At 43.1% G+C, this 25,539-nt stretch carries 23 protein-coding genes; 10 read left to right on the forward strand and 13 right to left on the reverse strand.

All coding sequences use genetic code 11. The annotated features are described in order from the left end of the window. The first annotated feature begins 1 nt into the window (after position 1). A complete protein-coding gene (locus HMAT_RS17090) occupies positions 2–970 on the forward strand; it encodes a polysaccharide deacetylase (protein ID WP_104384084.1) in 969 nt (322 codons plus the stop codon). On the opposite strand, the gene HMAT_RS17095 is transcribed toward HMAT_RS17090, so the two are convergent. The 3 genes from HMAT_RS17095 to HMAT_RS17105 form a co-directional block, all read right to left on the reverse strand. After that, a complete protein-coding gene (locus tag HMAT_RS17095; RefSeq protein WP_199768693.1) occupies positions 967–1,572 on the reverse strand; it encodes a CDP-alcohol phosphatidyltransferase family protein in 606 nt (201 codons plus the stop codon). The two genes, HMAT_RS17090 and HMAT_RS17095, sit on opposite strands and share 4 nt — an antisense overlap. 124 nt (positions 1,573–1,696) lie before the next feature. Further along, positions 1,697–3,874 (reverse strand): DPP IV N-terminal domain-containing protein, encoded by a 2,178-nt coding sequence (locus tag HMAT_RS17100; protein ID WP_104384086.1) that lies wholly within the window; start codon positions 3,872–3,874, stop codon positions 1,697–1,699. A gap of 158 nt (positions 3,875–4,032) precedes the next feature. Beyond that, positions 4,033–4,761 (reverse strand): DUF1080 domain-containing protein, encoded by a 729-nt coding sequence (locus HMAT_RS17105; protein ID WP_104384087.1) that lies wholly within the window; start codon positions 4,759–4,761, stop codon positions 4,033–4,035. 185 nt (positions 4,762–4,946) lie between these two features. On the opposite strand from HMAT_RS17105, the gene folB reads away from it, so the two are divergent. The 3 genes from folB (at position 4,947) to HMAT_RS17120 (ending at position 6,846) form a co-directional block, all read left to right on the forward strand. Further along, a complete protein-coding gene (gene folB / locus HMAT_RS17110; protein ID WP_104384088.1) occupies positions 4,947–5,315 on the forward strand; it encodes a dihydroneopterin aldolase in 369 nt (122 codons plus the stop codon). 81 nt (positions 5,316–5,396) lie between these two features. Then, positions 5,397–6,122, forward strand: coding sequence for an AAA family ATPase (locus HMAT_RS17115; RefSeq protein ID WP_104384089.1), 726 nt, complete (start codon positions 5,397–5,399; stop codon positions 6,120–6,122). A gap of 280 nt (positions 6,123–6,402) precedes the next feature. Then, complete coding sequence (locus HMAT_RS17120; RefSeq protein ID WP_104384090.1) at positions 6,403–6,846, forward strand: Hsp20/alpha crystallin family protein; 444 nt, start codon at positions 6,403–6,405, stop codon at positions 6,844–6,846. Between the two features lie 113 nt (positions 6,847–6,959). Here HMAT_RS17120 and HMAT_RS17125 read toward each other — a convergent pair whose 3' ends face one another. After that, positions 6,960–7,397 (reverse strand): thioesterase family protein, encoded by a 438-nt coding sequence (locus HMAT_RS17125; protein WP_104384091.1) that lies wholly within the window; start codon positions 7,395–7,397, stop codon positions 6,960–6,962. A 122-nt stretch (positions 7,398–7,519) separates the two neighbouring features. Here HMAT_RS17125 and HMAT_RS17130 point away from each other — a divergent pair, with 122 nt between their 5' ends. The 4 genes from HMAT_RS17130 to HMAT_RS17145 all read left to right on the forward strand — a co-directional run bounded on the left by HMAT_RS17130 (position 7,520) and on the right by HMAT_RS17145 (position 11,292). Beyond that, on the forward strand, positions 7,520–8,023 hold the full coding sequence (locus HMAT_RS17130; protein ID WP_104384092.1) for an RNA polymerase sigma factor: 504 nt from the start codon (positions 7,520–7,522) through the stop codon (positions 8,021–8,023). Next, positions 8,013–8,654 (forward strand): hypothetical protein, encoded by a 642-nt coding sequence (locus HMAT_RS17135; protein WP_104384093.1) that lies wholly within the window; start codon positions 8,013–8,015, stop codon positions 8,652–8,654. Before HMAT_RS17130 ends, HMAT_RS17135 begins: the two co-directional genes overlap by 11 nt. Before the next feature lie 114 nt (positions 8,655–8,768). After that, on the forward strand, positions 8,769–10,424 hold the full coding sequence (locus HMAT_RS17140; RefSeq protein WP_104384094.1) for an AarF/ABC1/UbiB kinase family protein: 1,656 nt from the start codon (positions 8,769–8,771) through the stop codon (positions 10,422–10,424). Positions 10,425–10,503: 79 nt separating this feature from the next. Then, positions 10,504–11,292, forward strand: a complete 789-nt coding sequence (locus tag HMAT_RS17145; RefSeq protein ID WP_233789413.1) for an SDR family oxidoreductase — start codon at positions 10,504–10,506, stop codon at positions 11,290–11,292. A 127-nt stretch (positions 11,293–11,419) separates the two neighbouring features. Here HMAT_RS17145 and HMAT_RS17150 read toward each other — a convergent pair whose 3' ends face one another. Next, entirely contained in the window at positions 11,420–12,013 is a 594-nt protein-coding gene (locus HMAT_RS17150) for a YceI family protein (protein WP_104384096.1), read from the reverse strand. A gap of 107 nt (positions 12,014–12,120) precedes the next feature. Beyond that, positions 12,121–12,708, reverse strand: coding sequence for a Crp/Fnr family transcriptional regulator (locus HMAT_RS17155; RefSeq protein ID WP_104384097.1), 588 nt, complete (start codon positions 12,706–12,708; stop codon positions 12,121–12,123). 275 nt (positions 12,709–12,983) lie between these two features. Between HMAT_RS17155 and HMAT_RS17160 the strand changes: the two genes are divergently transcribed. Next, positions 12,984–13,523 (forward strand): GNAT family N-acetyltransferase, encoded by a 540-nt coding sequence (locus HMAT_RS17160; RefSeq protein WP_104384098.1) that lies wholly within the window; start codon positions 12,984–12,986, stop codon positions 13,521–13,523. Between the two features lie 20 nt (positions 13,524–13,543). Here the strand turns inward: HMAT_RS17160 and HMAT_RS17165 are convergent, their stop codons facing one another. From HMAT_RS17165 to HMAT_RS17195, 7 genes are all read right to left on the reverse strand, one after another. Then, complete coding sequence (locus tag HMAT_RS17165) at positions 13,544–13,945, reverse strand: DUF1634 domain-containing protein (RefSeq protein ID WP_104384099.1); 402 nt, start codon at positions 13,943–13,945, stop codon at positions 13,544–13,546. A 60-nt stretch (positions 13,946–14,005) separates the two neighbouring features. Then, positions 14,006–14,839, reverse strand: a complete 834-nt coding sequence (locus HMAT_RS17170; protein ID WP_104384100.1) for a sulfite exporter TauE/SafE family protein — start codon at positions 14,837–14,839, stop codon at positions 14,006–14,008. Positions 14,840–15,066: 227 nt separating this feature from the next. Next, on the reverse strand, positions 15,067–18,174 hold the full coding sequence (locus HMAT_RS17175; RefSeq protein WP_104384101.1) for an efflux RND transporter permease subunit: 3,108 nt from the start codon (positions 18,172–18,174) through the stop codon (positions 15,067–15,069). 21 nt (positions 18,175–18,195) lie between these two features. Further along, positions 18,196–19,287, reverse strand: a complete 1,092-nt coding sequence (locus HMAT_RS17180) for an efflux RND transporter periplasmic adaptor subunit (RefSeq protein ID WP_104384102.1) — start codon at positions 19,285–19,287, stop codon at positions 18,196–18,198. Further along, positions 19,277–20,605 (reverse strand): TolC family protein, encoded by a 1,329-nt coding sequence (locus HMAT_RS17185; RefSeq protein ID WP_199768694.1) that lies wholly within the window; start codon positions 20,603–20,605, stop codon positions 19,277–19,279. Before HMAT_RS17185 ends, HMAT_RS17180 begins: the two co-directional genes overlap by 11 nt. Before the next feature lie 160 nt (positions 20,606–20,765). Further along, complete coding sequence (locus tag HMAT_RS17190; protein WP_104384103.1) at positions 20,766–22,166, reverse strand: HAMP domain-containing sensor histidine kinase; 1,401 nt, start codon at positions 22,164–22,166, stop codon at positions 20,766–20,768. Next, on the reverse strand, positions 22,163–22,849 hold the full coding sequence (locus HMAT_RS17195) for a response regulator transcription factor (RefSeq protein ID WP_199768695.1): 687 nt from the start codon (positions 22,847–22,849) through the stop codon (positions 22,163–22,165). The genes HMAT_RS17190 and HMAT_RS17195 overlap by 4 nt, the downstream gene beginning before the upstream one ends. Before the next feature lie 172 nt (positions 22,850–23,021). Here HMAT_RS17195 and HMAT_RS17200 point away from each other — a divergent pair, with 172 nt between their 5' ends. Further along, positions 23,022–25,535 carry a phosphocholine-specific phospholipase C gene (locus tag HMAT_RS17200; RefSeq protein WP_104384104.1) on the forward strand — a complete coding sequence of 838 codons (2,514 nt, stop codon included), beginning with the start codon at positions 23,022–23,024 and terminating at the stop codon, positions 25,533–25,535. Positions 25,536–25,539: the final 4 nt, after the last annotated feature.

The raw sequence follows: 25,539 nt of genomic DNA on the forward strand, positions 1-25,539 counted from the left end.
GATGAAACAGCTTTTATTTGCGATCGTATTGCTTTTTTTCCATAGCTTCACTTTTGCCCAGGTTCCCTATGGGGACCTGGAGAATTATAAAAGGGAGTGGGTTGCCTTACAGGGAAATGCAGGACCTCTGGTCGGGATACGAAGTTTCACGGCCAAGGGAAGTAAATACTATCTAACGGTAGATCCTTTGACACTGGAGACCCGTATTGTGGACAGCAAGCTGCTTAAAGTACATAGTAAAGATTCGATACAGGTCAACAAAAGCTTAAATGGAACGGTATATGCAAGTTGCTTTTCCATCGTGAGAAAAACCGAAAATAACCTGCAGGATGCGGGCCTGAATTTTAGGTTGCCAAAAGAATCCGGAATTAATCTGACAATTGATCTGTGCCCCTCCCATAAACCTTTGGACAAGGATATTTTTGAGGATTTGCTGTCCGCGTTTAAGGGTTTGGACAGTACGCTGCCATTGGCGGTGTCCGTGTCGGGGAAATGGCTGCTAAATCATCCGGATGACTTGGCCTGGCTGAAATCTTTGGACAGAAAGGGTGTCAAGATTACATGGATTAACCACACTTATGATCATGTTTTTAATAAGAAGCCGCTGGTATCCAATTTTTTATTGTCGCCGGGTACAGACCTGAATTATGAAATACTGGCCAATGAAAAATTGATGCTGAGGAATGGACTTGTGCCTTCTGTCTTTTTCCGCTGTCCGGGGTTAGTCTCCGATCGTGCCGTCATCGAGAAGCTGCTTTCTTACGGTTTGATCGCCGTCGGATCCGATGCCTGGCTAGCCAAAGGGCAACAGGCGCACAATGGCAGCATTGTGCTGATCCATGGAAACGGAAATGAAGAGCTGGGGGTGCGCGATTTTATCAGGTTGCTCCAAACAGAATCCGGCGCCATTAAAAGAAAACATTGGACGTTGTACAGTCTTTCTGAAGGATTGGAGCATTATCCAAACTAGCCATTCAATAATTTATGTTTCTTTATCGTCTTTCCCTTGCGTAACCGGATAGCATGATAAACGCTCGGAATATCGTTTGACCAGTCTCTTAGAATAAGGATAATCGCAATAATTTCCAGGCGGGTGAGGACGCCCAGCCAGATGGTTATCTGAAATAAAAAGGTGGATTGACAATGTAACAGAAGTTCAATCAGCAATGCAAACAAGAACAAGGTCCACACTTTGGCGCCAATGGAATGGGTCGCAATTTCTTTTTTGAATTTTGCAAAGCTAACGATATAAGTCAATGCCTCCGAACCGAGCAAAATGAATATCAGCAGTGCGTTGTCCTTGAAAAATAAGGGACAGCTGAGGTAGGTCGCCAAGGTGATGCAGATGAAGAAGATAAGATCCACGCTGGAGTCCCACCTCCGTAGCATTTGGGTAGCTATGTGTAGTCTTCGGGCAATAATACCATCAAAGATATCACTCAGTAGACCGACTACAAGGAAAGAAATCGCATAGTACTTAAAATTGTCAAATTTAAGCCAGTAAAATACCAAGAGCAATAATCCTAGGAAAAGACGTAGGAGGATGAGCGAAAAAGGGATGTGTTTTTTCAAATTTAGCAATGCTGGTTGTTTGTGATCTACTGTTTTTTTAAGATATGGTCTATTAAAGATAATGATTTTGCCCTAAAAAGAGAAAGGCGCCAATCGGAAAGAAAGGCGCCTTTTATATGCTCGTCTATTTTTTAAGGTGCTGATTAAAATAATCGGCAATTTTCTCGTACATATGAATGCGATCCTTGCCCATTACGTTATGTTCGTGGGTAGGGTATAAGAAATAATCGACCTGTTTTCCCGCTTTAATGCATGCTTCCAGAAATTCCATGCTGTTTTGTTGTACAACGACCGGATCCTGTGCGCCATGGATGATTAATAAACGTCCTTTCAGTTGATCCGCTTTATTTAGTAAAGACGTCAATTTATATCCTTCAGGGTTTTCCTGTGGAGTGTCCATATACCGTTCACCGTACATAACCTCATAAAATTTCCAGTCGATCACCGGCCCCCCGGCGACTGCTGCTTTAAAAATATCGTTATGATGCAACATAAATGACGTCGTCATAAAACCACCAAAGCTCCAGCCGAAGATGCCCATGCGTTGTTGATCGACAAAGGATTTTGATTTCAGAAATTCAATTCCTTTTAGCTGATCGGCCATTTCATTTTGCCCAAGGTTACGGTGGGTAGCGGTATAAAAATCACGGCCCCGGTAATTGGTGCCACGATTGTCCATGGTAAATACGATGTATCCCTGTTGCGCCATATAGAGATCAAAGTAGCCTGCACCACCCAGCCATTTGTTGGAAACCAGTTGGGAATGGGAGCCACCGTACAAATAGTACATGACCGGATATTTCTTGGCCGGATCAAAATCATTTGGATAGATAATGCGTCCGGTCAACGGGTATTTGCCATCTGCCGAAGTCAGTTGGACAAATTCTATTTTTGGATTATTGATTTTTCCGTTGAACGGATTGTCAGCTTTGACGAGTACAGTTCCTTTGCCGGATTTGACTGCTTTGACCTGGATCATATTCGGCGTCTTTAGGTCGCTATATTGGTCATAGATATATTTTCCGTCATCACTCAGCGAAGCTTGGTGTATGCCGGGCTCGTTTGTCAGCTGAACCGTTTTCCCGGATTTAAGGTCCACCTCAAATAGTTGACGGTCCATGCCATTGTTGGTAACACCGATATAGCTTACTTTGTTTCCATCCGCAGAAAAATCCAATAAGTTGTCCAGCACAATATCTTGATAACCTAATTTTTTGATCAGTTTTCCTTCTGTATTGTAGAGGTAAAGCTGGTTGTAGCCTTCCTTGTCGGATTGGTAGAGAAATTGATCTGGCTTGTTGGGTAAAAATGTGAGCGGATTTTCTGGTTCTACCCAGGTTGTGGCATTTTCCTCAAACAAGGTTTTGACCAATGCGCCGTTTTCGGCATTGTATTTATTAAACTTAAGGTCATTTTGATCCCGGTTGAGAACACCCACATAGATAAATTTACCCGAAGGGTCCCAGGTTACGCAGGTCAGGTATTGCTCACTGTGGTCTCCGGTTTGTAGTGTTACCTTTTGCCCTGTCACTGTATTATAGATAACTAAATTCACCTCTTCTGACTTTTGCCCTGTCATCGGGTATTTTATCCATTTGATCTCGGCAACTTTGGGGCTCCATTGTGGCAGTGGATAGTTGGCAACCATAGTCTCATTCTTGCGGTAGTAGAGCAACTTGTCATTTTGGGCATTCCACCACATTCCCTTTTTTATACCAAACTCCTGACGGTGGGTATAATCGCTTCCATTGACGATACCTTTGTCGCTATCACTGGTAACTGCTGTCACTTTTCCATTCTTGTCAACGATAGCAATGTTATTGTCGACAAGATAAGCTATTTTTGAAAAATCTGTACTCAATTCACGGTTGGCTCCCTGGCTATCGTTGCCGATAAAACTTTCGATGCTTTTTGATTTGATGTTGTAGGCTACGGTGTACACCTTGTCCTTTCCGTTTACCTGAAGCAACAACGAATTACCATCCCGCCATTTGTAGTCGTAGGGAAACATTTGCAAATGGAATGTTTCGTTTGGAATTGCGGCTTTTAAAGCTGCTTCCAGTTCTGTTTTCGACAGCACGCTTGTTTCAGACCAGTTGTTTTCCGCGCTTTTGGAGAACAGGTTTTGATACGATTTATCCAGGTAAGAGAAGCTGTTTGATTTTGGGATCCAGGAAGTGGCAGGAATGGATGTCGGTGCGTAGGTGCGCGGTCCAAATACCGTTTCTTCCAAATTAAGGTTTCGTTGGGCATGGCTGGTTAGAGCACTTGCCAACAAGAAGAATAGCGCAATTCTTTTCATTAGAATATTTTATTTTTAATGATGCTGTACCTTTCAAAAGCGTTTTTTTGTCGCTATGATGGTATTTGCTTTAAATTTTATAGGGCTAAATTAGGTAAATAGCCCTATAAAACCTAGTACAGAATTGTTGCTTGTCTAACTGAAATTGTTGCCTGTGCCTATAATTTGCGGAGCCAGATGTTTCTGAACTGTACCAGATCACCATGATCTTGTAGGATAATAGGACCCGGGCCATGGCTCACCTGTTTCGGTAGTCCAATGTATTCCGTTGTACCGTCAATCTGAGTGTTGTTTTGGACGATGACGCCGTTGTGAAGAACAGTAACTGTACCTTTGCTGATCAATAGACTGTCTTTATTAAACTGAGGTGCTTTGTAGATAATGTCGTAAATATGCCATTTGTCCGCTACAATAACCTGCGCCAGTGGTGGACGCTGCTTGTAAAGGCTCCCGGCACCGCCATTGACATAGGTTGGATTATTGTTGTTATCGAGGACCTGGATTTCATAGAGGCCCTGCAAGAATATACCGCTATTGCCCCGGCCCTGACCTTCGCCTTTGATCAGGTCCGGACTTTTCCACTCAATGTGGAGCTGAAAGTCGGTGAAATGCTCGGTTGTCTCTATATTTCCGCTTCCGGGTTTTACTTCAAGCGTATTATTGGCTACCGTCCAATTTGCTTTACCCTTTTCGCTCTTCCATTTGCTCAAATCCTTGCCGTCAAAAAGTACAATGGCATCACTCGGGATTCCTTTGTCAAGCGTTATCGTAGGTGGGACAGGACTATAATATTCTGTGTCGCTAGCTTTCATATTTGTTTGGGCATAGACTGCGCTGGCGCCGCATAGGATCGCCATCGTTAGTGCCGAAGGTAAAGAAAAGTTCATCTCTTGGGTTTTTGTTGTATTTAAACTTAGGAAAATTTGTTTTTATATACAATTATAATTTCAGAATTGGGCATATCCCACTGCCTATGTCGGCGTATTGAGAATGTTTGCATGGGCTGGACATCATGGTATTCGTCTGGGCCATTGTTTTTTTTTGATTTGGAACAATTTGCTTAGGTTTGTGCATGGCAACCATTTTACAGACAGTATCATTGAAAGAGGCGCGATTCTACGCGCCAATTGGCTATTACGAAGAAGAGCAGATTCTCGGAAATGAATTTTTTGTGTCCATTGATGTCTGTTTTCCTTTTCATAATACGGAAACCGAGGATTTGCGCAATACCTTAAACTACGAAGAGTTGTACCAGATTACAGCAAAGGTGATGCAGCCCCAACGGAAATTGCTGGAATCTGCCGCCGCAGAAATTCTTGAGCAGATTAGAAATACTGTATCACATGCCGAAACAATCGAAGTTGTCATTCGAAAGTCAAACCCACCTTTCGGCGGAGACTTGTCCTTTTCGCAGGTCAGTCTCAAATACCTGAAAGATTAATTGTTAAACTGGACCAGCAGAAGCTCGGAATGCTTGCTTAATTTTGCGGATCCATTGTATTTAAAGTATTAAACTGATTAAATGAATATTTACGATCTTGTTATAGCCGATAAGGAAAAGATAGCACTAGCGGATGTTTTTTTAGCGGCGGATAGCCGGCAGAAGCTCCTGCAGCTGATCAAGGAACATCGTTATATCCGCGAACTCTCGGAGTATGGCCTGCCTGTAAGCAATAAGATTTTACTGCACGGTTATTCTGGCTGTGGAAAGACAACAACGGCAAAAGCGCTGGCGACAGCACTCGACAAGCCCATCTATGTGTTGAATTTAAGCAACCTGATCTCGTCCCGTATCGGTGAAACTTCGCAGCATATCAAACAGGTCTTTGATAAGGCTGGTCGTGAAAAAGCTGTGCTGTTTCTGGATGAGTTTGACCAGATTGGGAAAGCTCGTATCAGTGAAGAGAAAGATGTGGGTGAGATGCGCCGTCTCGTGAATACGATTATCCAGCTGATCGACTATTTTCCGGCTCAAGCAGTACTGATTGCGGCAACCAATCATCCCGAAATACTGGACACAGCGATTATCCGGCGATTCCAGCTTCGCTTGGCTTTTGAATTGCCGACTCAGGTACAGTTGGATGCGTATTACGATAAGCTATTTTTGCCTTTTCCGCAATATGACGCGCTGGTATCACGTATCTATGGGATTTCTTATGCCGAAGCAAAAGATTATACTTATGATGCCGTTAAATTCCTACTGATTGCGGCGCTCGAACAGACAGAAAAGCAGGGACAGGAAAGCTAAAGCCCTATTTTGAAGTTTTGTCAAATTAAATTCTTCTGAAAACAGTTTGTCTACTGTGACGTTAATGCTATAACGGATAATGGGACATCGGCCCGTACCAATGACAAAAGCGTTCAATTTTAAAGCTATTTTAAATATTGATATGTCAATATGTCTTTTGTTTCTGTGGTTAAATGACATTTTGTCTTTGTTTTGCGAATGGTACGTGAATTGAATATTCCTTACAAAAGAGTTAGAAAATAAAGCTTAACAAAAAATAAAAAAATTAGGAGGACAAAAAATGGCATTAATTAAATTCCCTACAAAAAGTTTAAACACCGATGCAGTAAACCCATTTGTGAATACCGTATTTGACAATCTGTTCAACGACAATTTTATCTCAGATCGTTTGGTATCACGTGTTCCTGCAGTAAATATCTCGGAATCTGAAAAATCATTTAAGATTGAAATGGCCGCTCCGGGGTTGGATAAGTCAGATTTTAAAATCAATGTGGATAAAAATTTGATCACGATTTCAGCAGAAAAAAAAGACGAACAAACAAGTGAGGACAAATTGTACAGCAAAAAAGAATTCAATTATAGTTCGTTTTCAAGATCATTTACTTTACCCGAAACTGTTGACTATAGCAATATTGAGGCAGCTTACGAAGGTGGAATATTGATCTTAACTGTCGGTAAGAAAGAAGACGCGATCATTGCGAAGCGTTTGATCGAAGTAAAATAGTTTATATAACGGGCACCGTCTGACTTAGGGTTGACGGATGTTTCATAAGATAGTTTTTAGGTTTAGTTTATGTTTTAATCCCCCGGCATCCATTTAGATTCCGGGGGATTTTTTTATCCAATTTCTTCGTATCCTGTGGCACGTGGCACTTTATCCAAATAGGGTTCCATTTCTTCGGGCAGTTTGGTCAGCTTTCGTCGTTTTAAATCAAGCCAGGCGCCGTCAACGTTGACCGTACAACACAGTGCTCCATCCTTGCGGTAGACCTGATGTACAAAAGAAAATCGGCTGTTTGTCTTATTGTATTTGGTTAATTCGACCTTTACCTGTACATACTCGTCGAGATGTACTTCCTTGGAGTAGATCAGCTCTTCCCTGAATAGAATCGGTCCGATCTGAAACTCGGCGAACTTATGCAGCGAAAAGCCCATTTTATTTAACATATTGCTCCGTGCCTGTGCACAGATATCCGCATAAGCAGAATGGCGCATGTGTCTATTGGCATCGATTTGAGCCCAAATAACCTGACCCTCGTAAAATATATTTTCCATAATTATTATCCTGATTTGCCTCCTTTTTATGAACAATTTACATATTTTTAACTTAAGCTGTAACACTTTGTTTGTTTGCTATACTTATCACCTGAAAAGATCTTAAAAGTAAAATTTACCCAGTGGCCCATTCGGAAACAGAATTTCTTCGGTTGATTGACGAAAATAAAGGAATTATCGTCAAGGTGAGCCGTATGTATATGGATGACCATGAGGGGCGGCAGGATCTTTATCAGGAAATTGTATATCAGCTCTGGAAGTCCTACGCCTCATTTAAGCAGCAAAGTAAGTTTTCGACCTGGATGTACCGTGTCGCATTGAATACCGCGATGGTATTTTTAAAAAAAGAGAAGAAACAGCAGATTTACGATAGCCTCGAGGAACGTCACGATTTTCCGGAAGAGTCCTATAATCCGGATAAAGATGAGCAGCTAAAAATATTCTATCAGGCAGTACATGAATTAAACGCTGTGGAAAAAGCATTGATCTTTTTATTTCTGGAAGGCCAGAGCCACCGCGAAATAGCCGCGCATTTAGGAATATCTGAAGTGAATGCGCGGGTTAAATTAAATCGTACCAAAGAGCGGATTCAACAAATCATTAAAAAATACAATTATGAATTTTGATGAATTAAAAAAATCTTGGCAAGAACAGCCTATGGATGAGGATTTACAAAATCCAAACCTTAAACATTATAGGGAAGTCGGCAATATCATGGCCAAACTGAGACGCAATATCAAACGTGAATTTATTTCCTGGGTGGTCTGCATGTTTTTTCTGATCGCCGTACCTATGCTACCTATCTATAAAATCTCCGGGTATGCGGCTTTTGCCTATTACTTTTTTATTGTCCAAATCTCCCTGTCAAGCCTGCTTTACTACCGTAGATTTTATTATCTAATCAAAAGTGCCAGACAGATTGATCTGCTCGCGTCCCGTGAACATCTCCTGAAGTTGTATTATGACCTTAAATACGCCGTAGAGACCTATCGTATTGTAGCCTATGTGATGATTCCCCAGGGCTTATTTCTTTACCTCATTATGATTGGCCAAAATAGGGCCGTCGCCTGGTTTGAAAAATTATACCACTTCAAAGAAACGTTACAACAGGATCCCAACTTTATTTTATGGATCATCTTGTCTGCAATTATTTCGATTGTAATTATTGTATTGATTACTGAAATTATGATCCGTGTCTATTACGGGGATTACGTCAAACAGATCAAAGAAAATTTGGATCAGATGGAAGCAGAATAGCTTGTTTTTGGACGGCTGAAATCTGTTGGAAAAATGAATTTTTACTTTCAGCAAACCCTGATGCGAAAAAGGTAAGGTTTTTGTTCCGTATCTTGTTTTCGAAAACCCTTGTCCATGATATACAATCCGACCAAGAAATTACAGCGAAGTTCCCAGATATTAAGCATATTGGCAAAATATGGTTTCAAGGATGCTATTGCCCGGCTGCCATGGAAGGGGCCAAGATCGAGCTTAGAACGTAATATTGATGTCGATAAGATTAGTGTATACACACGTATTCGAATGGCTTTGGAGGAGCTTGGGCCTGCTTTTATCAAGTTAGGGCAGTCTGCTTCCACACGCGAAGGACTGCTCCCGAAAGACCTTGTCGAGGAACTCAAACGCCTGGAGGACAATGTGCCGCCCTTTGAAGTCAACATCCAGGAGTACCTTGCAGAGGAACTGGGATTAGACGGTATAGAACAATTTGAGACCATCGATACCGAACCCTTTGCTGCAGCATCTATCGCACAGGTTTATCGGGCAACCTTAAAAGACGGAACTAAAGTCGTTTTAAAGGTTCGTAGGCCCGGAATAGATGAGGTCATGCGTGTTGATCTTGCGCTCATGCGGGATATCGCCAAGATCCTGACCATGTACAACGATGCCCTGGAGAATCTTAATCTTTCGCTGATTGTCGAATCTTTTGCAATGACCCTGCAGGAAGAAATGTCACTGGTCATAGAAAGGCATAACATCGAACGCTTTGCCAAGAATTTTAAAGGCAACAAACTGATCAAAGTGCCCAAAGTCTATCCTGATCTTTCTACCGACCGTGTGCTCTGTATGGAATACCTCGACGGATTCAAAGTGACAGATGTTGCTGAAATCAAACGGCGAGGAATGGACGTGGAGACCTTAGTGAAAAATGGGATCAACCTCTACCTGGAACAGGTGATTATCCATGGTTTTTTTCATGGCGATCCGCACCCCGGTAATATGATGGTTATGCCTGATGGCCGTATCGCCTTTCTGGACTTTGGCAACATGGGGAAATTGCTCGGAATTGACCGACGGCAGCTCGAAGAGTTTATTCAGTCCGCTATTTCCGAAGATGCAGTTCGGCTCGCCGACGTTATTGAAGATGTGGCTGTCGTGAGCCATATCCCTGACCGAAATCAGTTTGAACGCTCGCTTTACGAAATATTCGACATGATCGATAATGTTTCCCTCGGTGATCTTAGTCTCGATCTGCTGTTCAATAAACTCTGGAAAATCATCGGTGACAATCGTTTGTATTTTCCAGAATATATCTATCAGCTTATGCGTGGCATCTCACTGATGGAAGGTATCGGCCGTCAGCTTTATCCTGATCTGAATATCATGGAAAGCATTAAGCCCTTTGCGCGTCGGATTATGATGGAGCGGCTTTCGCCAGAAGCTATTTTCAAGAAAGGAAAACATAAGATCGAATCTTTCGCACGGGATGTGGAAAAGCTTCCAGAGGACATGCGCGCCTTAGTACGCCTTTTTCGTACCGGGAATTTTACGCTTAACCATCGCTTGATCAGTGCACGTTCGTTCAATGCCATTCTCCGTAAAGGGGTAAACCGGATTGTGATCGGTATTATGTTTATGTCCCTCAACTTATTGGGAGGAATGGTTATTGTCGCACGTATTGAACCTCAATGGCTGGGGATCCCTGTTTTTGCCTGGATATGTCTGGGGTCGGCATGGGTCTTTGCGGTTTATTTGTTTATCGCCATGATCAGGGCGAAGGATAATGATTAAATGGCTTGTTGGCATTAACCTATTTTTTTGAATGATTTGTACAATGAATAATCTCGGATAACGTAATAGCACAATACATATGATGGAAATCAATCTCATTGGAAAAAAGGCCCTAATCGGCGCTAGTTCTGCCGGTATCGGCGCGGGCATTGCCCGAGTGTTGGCATCCTGTGGAGTTTCAGTTACCCTAGCGTCACGCAGTGAGCAGAAACTGAAGCATACGTTGGACAGCTTGGATACTTCAAAAGGGCAGCGGCATCAATATATCTTGGTCGACTACAATGATCACGAGGCCTATAAGGTAAAAATAGATGGCTATTTTCAGTCAAATAAAGTGGATATCCTGGTCAATAATTCCAATGGGCCACAGGCGGGGACGATTGACCAGAAAAACCTGGCGGACTACCAGCATGCCTTCGAACTTTTGTTCCAGAATCATTGCTATACGACTTCCTGCGCATTACCCTATATGTTGGCAAATCAATATGGACGGGTGATCAATGTATCGTCCTCTACAGTTAAGGAGCCTGTGTCCAACCTGGTTTTGTCCAATACCATCCGCACCGCATTGATCAGCTGGAGCAAATCGCTTTCGGACGATGTCGCAAAAGATGGCGTAACAGTCAATAGTATCTTAACAGGGTTATTCGATACCGAAAGGATTCAATCGTTGACCAATATGGATGCACAGCGGTTGGGTATTTCGTATGAGGAAGCGCTACAGTTACGCCTAAAACAGGTGCCGGCAGCACGCCTGGGTAAGCCTGAGGAATATGGTTATCTGGTGGCCTTTATTTGCTCGGAGTACGCCAACTATCTCACGGGGACCAATATCCCCTTGGACGGCGGTATGTTAAAAGGGTTGTAAGGTAAAAAAGAAATTCGCCCGAGAACGGGGAGCTTCTGACTAAGTAGCTGTAAGCTTTTAAAAAAGTGGCTATCCAAAATCTTGGGTAGCCACTTCTCCTCAGTCTGTGTGATTTAAAAATCTTTGTTTAGTTCAATACCAACTCCGTATTGACGATAATGTCCACATCCGAAGCAACAGCTTCTACACCCGAAGGTAACTTGTCGTTGTATTTTATACCAAAATCATGGCGGTTAATTTTAGCTTTTGCTGTAAAGCCTGCACGTGTTTTTCCCCAAGGATCCGTAATAACACCACCATTTTGAGTGACATCGAAGGTTACTTTCTTCGTTACGTCACGGATGGTCAAATCTGCTACCATGATGTATTTACCTTTCACCTTGGCATTTTTGAAGGTAACTGATTTTAAAGTCATTTTTGGAAACTTCTCTGCGGCAAAGAAATCATCCGTTTTTAAGTGATTGTCACGTGCTTCAATGCGGGTATCAATGCTATTGACATCAATGGAGAAATTTACTTTTGCATTGTTGAAACTTGTTGCGGTTGCGGTTTCTACTGTTCCCTCCACTTTGGTAAACTGACCGTCAACGAAGCTGATTCCAAGGTGTTTTACATCGAATCTTGCATTGGTATGTCCGGGGTCTGCCGACCATTTTACTTGTGCTACAGCAACATTAACCATTAATACTGCTACTGCCAGAAATTGGAAAAATCTATTCATGTTGTTTTCTATTTGTTTATTTATCAAACGTTTAATTGTTTAGAATGTTTGTTTGAACAAGCTTTTGCAAAGGTGGGATAATCTTAAATAGAAAAAATTGATGTAGATCAAGAATTTCGATTGGGCTTTAAAATTTGTCTTTTTAGACGGCTCAAAAACTCTTGTGTGACCCCGAGATAGGAGGCCAGTTGCATATTTGATATCCGCGGATAGATTTTAGGATACCTTTTGATAAAATCCAGGTAGCGTTCCTGGGCCGTAAAACCTATGCTTGATATGATACGGTGCTGGGAGGCGATTTGTGCCCGTTGGGCCATAATTCTGGAAAGCTTCTCATAGATCGGATGGTCCTCGTACAGTTTGTCTTTATCTGTTTTCGATAAGGTAAGTACAACCGAATCTTCCAGGGCCTGGATATTCTGCAGGGCCGGTTCCTGAGAATTAAAACTGGCAATATCACCCACCCACCAGTCTTCGATGGCAAACTGTAGGATATGTTCGATACCATCGGCTGTGACATAGAATGACTTAAACAGCCCGCTGACGACATAGGCCTCGTAGTGACAGATTTCACCGGCCCTTAAAAAGTATTCCTTTTTCTTGATTTTTCTGACATGATAACGCGATATAATATCATTTAATTCTTCTTCGCTGACATTGATGCGCTGCTTGACAAATTCCTTGAATTGTTCCATTAGAGTGTAAAATACGAAATTTTGCACTGCTAATTTAATAAGCCGGTTGATTTCAGCCAATTTTAAAACAAAATAATTTATGCTGCCGAGGATAGGATAAAAAATAGCTGTATTTGCTGGATACTAATAATATGAAGACCCAGGAATCCATTGATTGAACATTTTGGTGTAATATTTGAACAAAGGAAATGGAATTCAACTTGGTTTCATCAATAATTGGTATCTTTTATTGAAATTTTAAATTTTGGTAGAAGTCCAACGTTAAACATGTTCTAATGAAGTTTGTAGCACCTAATAAACTTGAAAATGATAAGGTCGTATTAAAATTGATTGGCCCGGACGATTTTGATGTCCTGTATCAAGTGGCCAAAGATCCGTTGATATGGGAGCAACACCCGAATAAAGACCGCTGGAAAGAAGATGTCTTTCGTTCTTTTTTTGATGCGGCACTGGAAAGTAAAGCAGCTTACCTTATTTTGGATAAAGCAACGGGCGAATGCATAGGAAGCACCCGTTACTATGGTTTAAATGAGGCTGAAAAGTCTATTTTTGTTGGCTTTACCTTTTATGCAAGAGCCTATTGGGGGGCGGGAATAAATCCTTTGGTCAAGGAAATGATGTTTGACTTTGCCTTTAATTTTGTGGATAGGATCTATTTGCATGTAGGCGCCGAAAATTACCGTTCACAAAAAGCGGTAGAACGTTTGGGTGCGAGCAAGGTGGCTGAAAAAATGGTCTCTTATGTCAACGAGCCCGAACGCAAGAATTTTGAATATGCCCTGGATAAGTCCACATGGCTCAGAGCCAAGCGATAAACAGCTGTTTTGTAGCTGAATTATCCCTTGACACCACTCAATATGCTGCCGATAATAACAGTCAAGACAATCAATGTAATGATGATATAGAGTTTATCTTTTTCAATAACAAAACCGAAGAGGGAGCCAATTACCCGTACAATCGGCGTACAAATCAAGAGCAAAACCCCAAGTTGTATAATTTGGGGGATATTTTTGTTGAATACACCAACGATGATCCCATGGATGGTGGTATTGGATTTTCCCTCACCGATAAAGTCTCTGTAGTTGGGAACTGAATCCTGTCCATGGACAACCAGATACCAGATGCCGCCGATCACCAGGATGGAGGAGGCCAGGATAACGCCTATGCGTAAAATTTGTCCCACCAAAAGTGAGATATCCTTATCACCCCAATAGTTTTTTGAAAATACCTGTTTCATCTGCAAATTGCCTACGTCATAGACGAACGCATTATTTCTCGTCTTTAAAGACTTACCCGCTTAAAATTTTTGTTGAAAACCATTAAAAATCATCTCCAGTGCAACCAATGTGATGGCTACAGCGAAAATAATACGTAAGGTCTTGGGGTTCATCCGTTTCAAAAGCTTAGACCCAGTAATAGCGCCACAAAGTACACCAAGAATGACGGGAAAGGCAATCCCCGGATCCATATAACCACGTTGTAAATAAACCACAGCTGAAGCCGCCGCTGTCACGCCGATCATAAAATTACTTGTTGTAGTACTTACTTTAAACGGAATTTTCATCATGCTGTCCATGGCGAGTACTTTGAGGGAACCTGAACCTATGCCCAGTAGTCCCGAGAGCACCCCGGCAATGCCCATCAATGAAAAGCCACCAACGACATTAGTCAATTTATAGGGAACAAGCTTGCCTTCCGAGGGATAGGTACTGTTCAGTTTTAACTTTTCGGCCAAAGCCGAACCACCGGACAGCGCATGTTCATTTTTCTTGCGCACCGTCATTGCAGCCGAAAAGATCAATACCACACCAAAGATAATGGCAATGGTGTTGGTGGGCATGTAGATCGCGATAACCGCACCAATGACAGCGCCGATTGTAGTTGCGATTTCCAAAAACATCCCGAGCCGAATATTGGTGATCCCTTCTTTGACATAAGCCGTGGCTGCACCCGAAGAGGTTGCTATTGAAGCCAGTAATGCTGCCCCAATGGCGTAACGGATGTCAACGTGAAACAGGAGGGTCAGCAATGGAATGACGACGACCCCTCCCCCCAAGCCAGTCAGCGAACCTAAGAGTCCTGCTACAAATGCACCCAAAAGAAGGATGAGTGTAAAGGTGAGAATAGTCATATGTTTTGTGTGTTAATCCAGCGGTATCAGATAAACCCTGGAAGATAATTTGTGTAAACTTAAGGGCTTTTTGTTGTTTTTGAAACTTTATGACCCGAATAGATACAAATGTTACATCAATAGTTGCCCCATTGCATCCGGCGAAAGAGATGCTGCCTGACACCTCACGGCGTAGGCAGCATCGGCGACCACTAGGGGTCTATGTATAATATATAAAATGGACACGATTAATCTGTGAAGCTTTGTTGTGTTTTTTCTGTCCGGTTGAACATATCATAGATGATCGGAAATATCAGCAGGGTCAGGATCGTTGCGGATATCAGTCCACCGATAATGACAATCGCCAGTGGCTTTTGTGATTCCGAACCTATACCCGTGGACAACGCCGCCGGCAATAGTCCAATGGAAGCCATTAATGCAGTCATGACGACGGGGCGCGTACGGGATTTGACTCCTTTGTAGATAGACTGATCGTTGGGGAGCCCATCTTTCTTGTTCTGATGGAATTCGGAGATCAGAATAACCCCATTCTGTATACATATCCCAAATAAGGCAATCATGCCTACGCCTGCGGAGATGCCGAAATTCATGCCAGTTACGTGTAGGGCAATAATTCCGCCGATCAGCGCAAAGGGAACGTTGGCCAGGACAAGCAGAGAATCTTTGATATTTCCGAATAAGATAAACAGTAAAAAGAAGATCAAAACTAAGCTGATCGGTACCACTTGGGCCAGGCGATGTGTCGCCCGTTGCTGATTTTCAAACTGCCCTGTCCAGCCAATGGAATAACCATCGGGCAATTTGATCTTGCTGACCTTCTGCTGGGCTTCGGCAATGGTACTTCCCAGGTCGCGATCACGAATGGAGAATTTGATGCCGATATAACGTTTGATATTATCCCGATAAATAAAAGCCGCGCCGTTGTCCTTTTCGATCGTAGCGATGCTTTTTAATGGAATAAGCGTACCATCCCCACAGGGAACCATCAACTGGGCAATGTCTTTTTCGGTCTTCCGATATTCTGGTGCATAACGCAAGCGAATATTAAATTTACGTTCCCCATCGTATAGGACGGATGCCGTCTTTCCACCGAAAGCCATTTCCAGGACTGCCTGTGCATCTGCCGGCAGTACGTTAAATGCAGCCATACGTGTTCTGTCAAGGATAACACTGACCTCGGGTTGGCCGATGTTCAGGATAATGCCCGGTTCCTTGATGCCCTGAATGTCCTTGATCTGCGCAAAGACCTCTTTGGACAGACGGTCCAGGGTGGCGAGGTTGTCACCAAAGATCTTAATTCCATTTTCAGCCTTAAATCCGGCTACGGCTTCGGCAACGTTGTCCGAAATAGGCTGCGAGTAGTTGTAGGTGATGCCTTGGTACTGCTTGAGTTTATGATCCATTTCTTCAATCAGCTGATCCATGGTGATTTTTCGCGTCCATTCTTCCTTGGGTTTCAGGGCCACGGCAAATTGCACAAAACCAAATCCATTTGGATCCGTTCCATCATTGCTACGTCCGGTTTGTGATAACACACCTGTTACCTCCGGAAAAGATTCCAGTGTTGTTTTTAACACTTTGGTTGTTTTGACCGATTCCTTGAGCGATGTGCTCATCGGCATTTCGGCGGTGACCCAGAGCGATCCCTCATTCAGGGTAGGTAAAAACTCAGTACCCAGGAATTTTGAAGAAAATAGTACAACAGCCAGAATTGCCAATGCCACCGTTAAACTCAAACGTTTGTTACGAAATGTAAATCCAAAACCTTTGGCGACGATTCTGTTCCAAAACTCCACAAAGGGATTGTGCCGCTCTTTAACATTCTTGTTTAATAAAATATGGGACAGAGCCGGCACCAGGGTCAGCGTAAATAACAATGCGCCCAATAAGGCAAATCCTAATGTAAATGCCAAGGGTGAAAACATCTTGCCTTCTACTTTCTGAAAGGAGAATATCGGGATCAATGAGGTGATGATAATCAGTTTGGAGAAGAAAATGGCTTTTCCCAATCCAATACCTGTCTGTTTGATCCAGCCCGCTTTAGCCATCTTATTGAATTTTTCCATCCCCAATTTATGGGCCTTATGATCCAGCATCACAAATATCCCCTCCACCATAACCACGGCGCCATCGATGATAATTCCGAAATCTACCGCTCCCAGCGAAAGTAAGTTCGCGCTCATGCCGGCCAGTTTGAGACATAGGAAAGCAAATAGTAGTGCAAGCGGAATGATAATGGAAACGATTACGGTGGTGCGCCAGTCGGCCATAAAAAGCAATACCATTAAGGTGACAAGCACAATCCCTTCGATCAGGTTATGCATGACCGTGTGGGTTGTGAAATCCATTAGGTTGTCGCGGTCGTAGAACGTTTGCATTTTAACATCCTTGGGCAATATCTTGTCGTTCAGTTCGGCAATCTTTTCTTTTACGGCCGTCAATACTTCCCGGGGATTTTCGCCTTTACGCATGACGACGGTACCGGCAACAACATCGTCACTTTTTCCAAAACCTGCCTGTCCGACCCTTGGCATGGAACTTTCTTTTACCTCGGCCACATTTTTGACAAACACTGGATTTCCACGTTCGTTGATCACGGTAATGTTTTCGATGTCACTAATGGAATTGACCAGACCGATACCACGAACGACATAAGATTGGCCACTTTTTTCGATGACATCACCACCAACATTGAGGTTGCTTTTGCTGACAGCATCGTAGACCTGTAGGGGGGTAAGATTATATTTGTCGAGCTTGATGGGATCGGTACTGATCTCATAGACGAGATCCTGTCCGCCAAACACATTGATGTCGGCGACACCGGGGACACCGCGCAAGGCGCGGTCAATGACCCAAGTTTGTAGGGTCAGAAGATCCCGTGAGTTGCGCTGGTCACTGTGTAAGGTATACCTGAATATTTCACCGGTAGGACCGTAGGGTGGCTGTACCTCGGGATCAATATCCTCCGGTAGACTGACCGAGCGCAGCAAGTTGTTGACCTGATTGCGCGCAAAGGTGTCATCCACACCGTCGTCAAAAATAATTTTGACAATGGAAAGCCCAAACATAGTGGTACTGCGGATACTGGTTTTCTTCTGAACGGTACTCATGCCCAGCTCAATGGGCGTGGTCACAAAACGCTCAACCTCTTCGGCGCTCCGGCCATTCCATTGGGTGATGATGGTAATCTGGGTATTGGTGACATCTGGAAATGCTTCAATGGGCATGCTTTTGAAACTGATAAAACCAGCAATAGCCAAGATACCGACCCAAATAAAGGTAAACGCTTTATTTTTTATGGAAAAGGCAATGATATTTTTAATGAATTTGTTCATTCTCGTAAATGCTAATGCTGATTAATTATTCAGGGCTCTATAGATCAAAAGTTTATTGTTAACGATCACTTGCTCACCTTCCTGTAGACCGGTACTGATGTACGTAGTTTCTTCATTTTGTTTCAGTGGTTGGATCTCATGGATCTTGATGTCATTTTGCGATTTATAGACTAAGACAAAATACTTGTTCTGATCAAAAATAACCGCATCTGAAGGAATGGCAAGGGCCTGTGTATTCGAGTGATGCAATACCTTGATCGTCGCTTTACTGTCCGGAATAAGCAGGCCATTTTTGTTGTCCAGAACAACACGGGCTTGCATGGCATTGGTTTGCGGATCGATGATCTTAAAAATCTTGTCGATGCTGCCTTCAAACTTTTTGTCGGGGTAGCTCAGCGTGGATACAATGGCCGGCATGCCCATGCTGATCTTATCGATATCCGTTTCATTGACATTGAGGATCGCCCAGACATCTTTGGTGTTGGCAACATCAAAGATGTTGTCGCTGCGGTCACTGCGCAATTGCATATCCTTATTGATATTTTTTTGAACGATATATCCGTCAATAGGGGATACAACCGAATAGATATTGCCCGTACGCACATTGTAGATCTGGCTGACAGCTTCTGAACGGCGCAGCTGCTCCTTGGCTTTCGTCAACTGTCCCTTGGCCTCCAACATATCTTTGTCGGTGCTCAGTTTACCATTGTACATATCCTCAGCCACGCGGTAATTCTTTTCGGCCAGCAGCACATCTGTCTTTGCGTCCGATAAATCTTTCTGTATACCGGCGACTTCTGTGCTTCGGATCGTTGCGAGTACCTGCCCCTTATGGACATAATCCCCTAACGATACATTGACGGACACGACATTCCCGCCAACCAATGGAAAGATGTCAATGTAATTGTTCTGATCGGCCGATATCTTACCAAAGAAGTTCAGTTCCTCCGTTACATTTTCTTTTTTTACAGTAGCAAAACTCGTCGATTTGAGCATTGTTTCGCTGATTTCAAAGCCTTTGACAATCGTTGAATTGTCCTTTTCTTTGTGATGCTGGCAAGCGCATAAGAATACGATTGCAGCGGTGCTTAGGAGAAGTTGTTTAGTTGACATGGCTTGAATTGAATATAGGTGTTTGCGCCAAGTAGTTCAGCTGCTCGGCATTGAGGATAATTTCCTTTTTCATATCGTAAAGTTTGAGGATGGATATTCGGTAGCTATCCATAAAATCGGTAAATTCAACAAGGGAGATATTGCCTTTTCTGAAATTGCTGAATACGCCATCGTAGACCACTGCAATATTGTGGAGATCATCGGCAGTGATGCTGAAGTATTGATTATATTGATTTTCCCAAGACTGATAGTTGGAACGGATCTGTGATTCCAACAGTTGCCGTTGTACCTCGATATTCTTTTTCGCTTCTTCTTCGGCATATTTGGCCTTGATGATATTTCCTTTGTTTTGTTTCCATAGTGGCAGCGGAATGGCTGCTTTCAGATTCAGTTCATTGTGAAACGTTCCGCCGTTTTGGCTGTATTCTATGCCTAGATTAATATCGGGCGTATTCAGGGACTTTTGCCATTTTGTAAATAGTTGTGAACTTTCTGCAGTTTTTAATGCAAATTGATAGTCCGCATTATTTTCCAGTGCAAGATCGAACACTTTGTCAATGCCCATTGTCGGTTTGATTGCCAGTTCCCGATCTGCTTCGGTGTCCGATAGATTAGGGAGTACATCTTCCTGATTGGAAAGTAGAACTCTTAACTGCTGCTGCATACCGATAATGGTATTGGTGGCACTTGTTTTTTCATTGGTAAGATCGATGGCCATGGTCTGCAATCGAACCTGATCCCGAAGAGATACGTTCCCCTTTTTTCCTTCTTCTTTGTATGCGGTCAATAGGCTGTTAAGGTAATCGAGTTGTATATTGATATCCGCCAGTTTATGTTGTTCGAAATACAGGGAATAAAAAGTTGTCCGTAACTGTGCACGCAGGCTAGCCAGTAATTGGCTGAATTGCAATTTGGAGAGTGCTACATTTGAACGGGCAAACTCCACCTCATTTCTTTTTTTTCCGCCTAGATAGAGCAATTGGGAAATACTGGCATCTTTTGATGCTCCAACATGAAATGCCTTTTTATTTTGTGGATCATAGCCATTAACAGCGACCTCCAACTGAGGAAGCTCCCAGATCTTGGCTTGAATGACATCGGCTTCGGCTTGACTGATATCATATTGCTGCGCCAATAATGAAAGATTGTTCTTGCGAAACGCTTCTTCACATTCAAGAAGCGTCATCTTGATGCCGGCAGATTGCAACATTGTTTTGGTCGCTGTATGCTCTGGTTGACTAAGGGCTGTTACCGCTTTCTGTTGAGCAAAAGCCGCACTATTGAGAAGCAATAAAAAAATGATGGTTCTTTTTGTCATGTTTATCAAAACTTGTGAAACAAAATAACCGGTCGAATATTAAAAGCTGCTTAATAAATGCTTAAAAAAACCTTAAAATTTGAGTGCTTGACGACAAATACAAGCTTGTCGGATTGAAATTAGCAGAGAGGAAAATATAAAAGAAGTTTGTTGGAGTTGCCTAATGGGCATCGGATAAGATGTTCGTGTTTTTAGTGGTTGGTATTGAAAATTTGAGGACAAATATATGGGTCGACTGTTGTAGATTGGCTTTGTACTCGATGTATGCCTGATGTGAGTCCATAATGCGTTTAACGATCCGTAGGCCCAGGCCCGAGCCGGTGATTTCTGAGGCATTCTCTCCACGGCTGAAGGCTTCAAAAATACGCTTCTGATCATTTGTGCTGAGTGGAGCACCGTGACTGCTGACCACTACTTTGAGCTGGTTCGTAGACTCATGGATTACAACAGCGACCTCAGGACGATAGGAATAGAGTGCTGCGTTTTTGAAAAGATTGACAAAGGCTATTTCAATCAATTGGGCAGAGCAAAAAAGACTGAGCTTAGGGTCGTCGATGCCTTTGATAGAAAAATCGAGCTGCAGGTCAGGAAAGGCTTTTATTACCTTTTCGTAGGCCATAAAAATAATCTCGTCAATGCGTTCTTCCTGATAAGTGGTCTGTAGTGTTGCCAAGTCAAATTTTGAAAGCAGCATCAACGAGTTTGTTACTTCCGAAAGATGCTGTGTTTCCTTCGAGATATTGTCAAGTACATGGCTGACCTCTTCATCAAGCTGATGTTGGTGGCGGAGGTTCTCAAGTTGAAATGACATTCTGGCCAGGGGTGTCCGCAGCTCATGCGAAGCACTGGAATTGAATTCTTTTTGGGATTCAAATGCATTGGACAGCCGCTTCAACATGGTGTTGAATGCTTGCGTCAATACCGCGATCTCGTCCGTATTTCCGGCATATTTAACCGGATTGGTCAACTTACTGGCATTGATTTGCGTAATGTCTTTTTTTAGTCTGTCTAAAGGACTTAATAGACGCAGAATAAGGTTGTAACTAAAAAACCAGATCAGCAAGGCACTCAGTAAAAATAAGATGGTTAATACGATGGCTAGGTGGTCCAATTTTTCGTTGCCCGAATAATCCTGGGCCTTTACCAAAAGATAATAGGCCTGTTTATTGATCAGATAATATTTGCCCAATATTTCATATTGGTCCTGTTTATAGAAGATACGTTTTTCATTTTCCAGTCGGTTGATAATACGCTGGTCCCAGGTAATGGTTTTGTCTTTTACCGTACTGAAAATAAGTTTTTTGTTCTTGTCCAGGATAATGACGTCCTCATAAAAAAGGCCATCTTCAATATCTTGGAAATAGGTTTTATAAGATTCACGGTCAAAAGAAGGGGTATTGGCAATATAATGTGAAATATAGTCCAGTTTGTCAACCAGGCGCTGGCGAAATTGATCATTCCTGAAATCGACACTGGCATAATAGATAATGAGCATCGCGATTCCAAATAAAATGGAGAAAGCAATGCTAAAGCTGATCGCTATTTTCTTTTTTAAAGTCATTTATCGGCAGCAAGGTAATAGCCAAATCCGGGCCGGGTGTGGATAAGCTTATTTTCAAAACTCTTATCAATTTTTTTACGTAAAAAATTAATGTAAACTTCGATGGTATTTTGTGTTGTCTGAAATTGATTCTGCCATACTTCTTCAGAAATGTGCTGCTTGGACAAGGTGCGTCCATTGGCCTGAGCCAGGATCAGCAGTAACTGAAATTCTTTCTGTGTGAGGTTGATTTCTTCGTTGGCCCGGAGCACACGCGCTTCTTCGGGATAAATAACCAGATCATCGATGACCAATGCTTTTGAACTGTTGTTTTCCTTATACTGCTGCCGCCGCAGGAGTGAGTTGATGCGCATCAGCAGCTCATCCAGGACAAAGGGTTTGACCAGATAATCGTCTGCTGCACGGAGGAATGCTTCCTTCTTGTCGTCGATATCATCATAGGCTGAAAGAATGATGATCGGGGTCAGCGCATCATGGCTTCTTATCTTCTTACAGATTTCAAGACCGTTGATCTTTGGGACATTGATGTCCAACAGGTAAAAACCATACTTTTTTTGATGCGTCTGTGCCAGAAACTCAATGCCGTCAAAGGCCTGGTCACAAGTAAAGCCCTGACTTAATAAAAAGGATTTGATTTCGGTTGAAAGCACCCTGTCATCTTCGAGTAGCAAAATGTCCACCATAATGTATGCATTGTCGTTTCGTAAAAGTAAGCAAATTTTGCCAACCACATCAAGAGTAACTTTAGGATAGCTCCCTTTCGGTATAATAATTTAGTAACATAAGATTTACACGAAGAAATATGAAACAAAAAGAAATCTAAGTAGATTCAAATCGAAATTATAGATAAACATTATGGAAAGCAGAAGAGAATTTCTTCGAAAGACCTTGTTATTTTCAGGAGCGGCTGGTATTGCGAGTTTTATGCCGGCTTCCATTCAAAAAGCCTTTGCAATAGATCCCGCACCGGGGAGCAGTTTTCTGGATGCGGAGCATATCGTGATCCTAATGCAGGAAAACCGTTCTTTTGATCATACCCTGGGGAGCCTATCTGGTGTACGTGGCTTTAATGATCCACGTGCCGTACGCCTGCCCAATGGTCTGCCTGCCTGGTATCAGACGGACAAATCGGGTAGGGTATTTGCACCTTTCCGCTTAAATCTCAAAGAGAGCAAGGTGACCTGGATGGGCTCGCTTCCACACAGCCGGGCAAGTCAGGTTGATGCCTTTAATCGGGGGAAATACGACCAATGGTTGACGGCAAAGCAATCCGGGAATAAGCAGTATGCCGCCATGCCCCTGACACTGGGTTATTTTAACCGCGAAGACTTACCTTTTCATTATGCCCTAGCAGACGCTTTTACCGTATGTGATCAGAATTTCTGTTCGGGTATGACCAGTACAACCCCCAACCGTTCGTTCTTTTGGACAGGAAAGATCACCGAGATGAAGGATGGTCTGCAGAAGGTCAATATTCGCAATGATGATTTTGGTTATGGTAAAATGACCTGGCAGACTTTTCCGGAGCTGCTGGAAAAGAATGGCATCGATTGGCGTTTTTATCAGAATGAAACAAGCTGTGGCGGCGGCTTATCGGGTGAAGAACGTGCTTGGTTGTCCAACTTCGGCTGTAATCTGCTTGAATTTTTTCAGGCCTATCAGGTCAAGTTCAAGGATACCTATGTCAGCAACCTTGCTGTGCAGGTGCGTGATCTGCCCGGGCAGATTTCGGCGCTCGAAGAGCGGTCACCCGAATCGGAGGAAAAGGCAGAAAAAATCCGTGCTGATATCCGTAAGAAAAGCGAAGCGCTCGGACGGGCCGAAGCCGAACTGAAGGAATTTAATGCCGATCAGTACAATAAGCTTTCTGATTTTACCAAATCGCTGCATCAGCGTGCATTTACTATAAATAAAGGGGACGATAATTATCGTAAGCTTGAGACTTTGCAGTTTAAAGACCAAGGTAAAAAACGGACGGTCGAAGTACCCAAAGGTGACGTACTCGATCAGTTTCGAAAAGATGTTGATGGCGGAAAACTGCCTGCGGTATCTTGGCTGGCTGGTCCTAAAAACTTTTCCGATCATCCCAGCGCACCTTGGTATGGGGCTTGGTACGTCTCGGAAGTGTTGGATATCCTGACCAAAAATCCCGAAATCTGGAAGAAGACTATTTTTATCATTACTTACGATGAGAATGATGGGTATTACGACCATGTGAAACCTTTCCTGATTCCCGATCTGATGAAGAAAGATACCGGGGCCTGTTCAGCGGGGATCGACAGCGAGGTGGAAATGGTACGGCTGGACAATGAACTCAAACAGGGTATTCCGAAGAAACAGGCCCGGGAAGGGGCGGTTGGTTTAGGTTTCCGTGTGCCGATGTATATCGCATCACCTTGGTCGCGTGGCGGAAAAGTCTGTTCACAGGTATTCGACCATACGTCAACGTTACAGTTTTTGGAATATTTCTTTAATCAAAAATACAATAAGAATATCCGGTTAGATCATATCAGTGCCTGGCGAAGAACAATCTGTGGTGACCTGACATCGGCCTTTACACCTTTCGTCCAAAGACAGGAACAGCTCCCTTTTCTGAAACGGAACCAATATATAGAAACTATCTACAATGCACAGTTCAAGAAAGACCCTGGCGGATTTACGGAGATCACCGATCTGAACCGCGCTAAACAGCAGGTATGGGCGCCGCAATTCAACCGTATACAGGAAAAGGGAATTCGTAAATCGCCCGGTTTGCCTTACGGCCATGATGCGATTGGCTATGTGCAGAAAGGTCAATTTCATATGACGATGCTGGTGGATACCGCCCTGTTTGGCAAGAAGACCAGTGGTGCACCTTTCAACGTATATAGTCCGCTAGCCTATACCGATGCGGAGGGGCAAACCGAAACCTATCGAAACTGGAATTTTGCGGTTAAGCCGGGCGATCGACTCCGCTATCAATGGGATCTTAATAAGTTTGAAGGTGCAGAATATGCCTTTGAGCTGCATGGGCCAAATGGCTTTTACCGGAGGTTCGCCGGACATAAAGATGCGCCGGCGCTCGTGGCTACAGTGTCGCCGGAAGTTAAATCTCTGACCAGAGCGCCAAGCGGGAAGCTGCTGCTGACTTTGAAGAATCTTGACGTAGAGGCCATTCAGGTGGAAATCAAAAGTTTGAACTATCAGACCTATATAACAACAAAAGAAATCGAAGCCAGCAAAGAACTGGCCCTGATTTTGGATGTCGCCGAACACGGCAATTGGTATGATTTTACCATTATGGGCCTGGGTAGTGCAAATTTCGGGTTACAGCTTGCCGGACGATTGGAGACTGGCGCGGAAACCACCACTGATCCTTTATTGGCCTAGTTTT

The sequence above is a fragment of the Sphingobacterium sp. HMA12 genome, assembly GCF_002933815.1.
Lineage (GTDB): Bacteria > Bacteroidota > Bacteroidia > Sphingobacteriales > Sphingobacteriaceae > Sphingobacterium.

Bases quoted from the DNA above. Each gene is read 5' to 3' on its own strand.
- HMAT_RS17090 (WP_104384084.1), top strand. From the start codon at position 2: ATGAAACAGCTTTTATTTGCGATCGTATTGCTTTTTTTCCATAGCTTC.
- HMAT_RS17100 (WP_104384086.1), bottom strand. From the start codon at position 3,874: ATGAAAAGAATTGCGCTATTCTTCTTGTTGGCAAGTGCTCTAACCAGC.
- HMAT_RS17105 (WP_104384087.1), bottom strand. From the start codon at position 4,761: ATGAACTTTTCTTTACCTTCGGCACTAACGATGGCGATCCTATGCGGC.
- folB (WP_104384088.1), top strand. From the start codon at position 4,947: ATGGCAACCATTTTACAGACAGTATCATTGAAAGAGGCGCGATTCTAC.
- HMAT_RS17115 (WP_104384089.1), top strand. From the start codon at position 5,397: ATGAATATTTACGATCTTGTTATAGCCGATAAGGAAAAGATAGCACTA.
- HMAT_RS17120 (WP_104384090.1), top strand. From the start codon at position 6,403: ATGGCATTAATTAAATTCCCTACAAAAAGTTTAAACACCGATGCAGTA.
- HMAT_RS17125 (WP_104384091.1), bottom strand. From the start codon at position 7,397: ATGGAAAATATATTTTACGAGGGTCAGGTTATTTGGGCTCAAATCGAT.
- HMAT_RS17135 (WP_104384093.1), top strand. From the start codon at position 8,013: ATGAATTTTGATGAATTAAAAAAATCTTGGCAAGAACAGCCTATGGAT.
- HMAT_RS17140 (WP_104384094.1), top strand. From the start codon at position 8,769: ATGATATACAATCCGACCAAGAAATTACAGCGAAGTTCCCAGATATTA.
- HMAT_RS17145 (WP_233789413.1), top strand. From the start codon at position 10,504: ATGATGGAAATCAATCTCATTGGAAAAAAGGCCCTAATCGGCGCTAGT.
- HMAT_RS17150 (WP_104384096.1), bottom strand. From the start codon at position 12,013: ATGAATAGATTTTTCCAATTTCTGGCAGTAGCAGTATTAATGGTTAAT.
- HMAT_RS17155 (WP_104384097.1), bottom strand. From the start codon at position 12,708: ATGGAACAATTCAAGGAATTTGTCAAGCAGCGCATCAATGTCAGCGAA.
- HMAT_RS17160 (WP_104384098.1), top strand. From the start codon at position 12,984: ATGAAGTTTGTAGCACCTAATAAACTTGAAAATGATAAGGTCGTATTA.
- HMAT_RS17165 (WP_104384099.1), bottom strand. From the start codon at position 13,945: ATGAAACAGGTATTTTCAAAAAACTATTGGGGTGATAAGGATATCTCA.
- HMAT_RS17170 (WP_104384100.1), bottom strand. From the start codon at position 14,839: ATGACTATTCTCACCTTTACACTCATCCTTCTTTTGGGTGCATTTGTA.
- HMAT_RS17175 (WP_104384101.1), bottom strand. From the start codon at position 18,174: ATGAACAAATTCATTAAAAATATCATTGCCTTTTCCATAAAAAATAAA.
- HMAT_RS17180 (WP_104384102.1), bottom strand. From the start codon at position 19,287: ATGTCAACTAAACAACTTCTCCTAAGCACCGCTGCAATCGTATTCTTA.
- HMAT_RS17185 (WP_199768694.1), bottom strand. From the start codon at position 20,605: ATGACAAAAAGAACCATCATTTTTTTATTGCTTCTCAATAGTGCGGCT.
- HMAT_RS17190 (WP_104384103.1), bottom strand. From the start codon at position 22,166: ATGACTTTAAAAAAGAAAATAGCGATCAGCTTTAGCATTGCTTTCTCC.
- HMAT_RS17195 (WP_199768695.1), bottom strand. From the start codon at position 22,849: ATGGTGGACATTTTGCTACTCGAAGATGACAGGGTGCTTTCAACCGAA.
- HMAT_RS17200 (WP_104384104.1), top strand. From the start codon at position 23,022: ATGGAAAGCAGAAGAGAATTTCTTCGAAAGACCTTGTTATTTTCAGGA.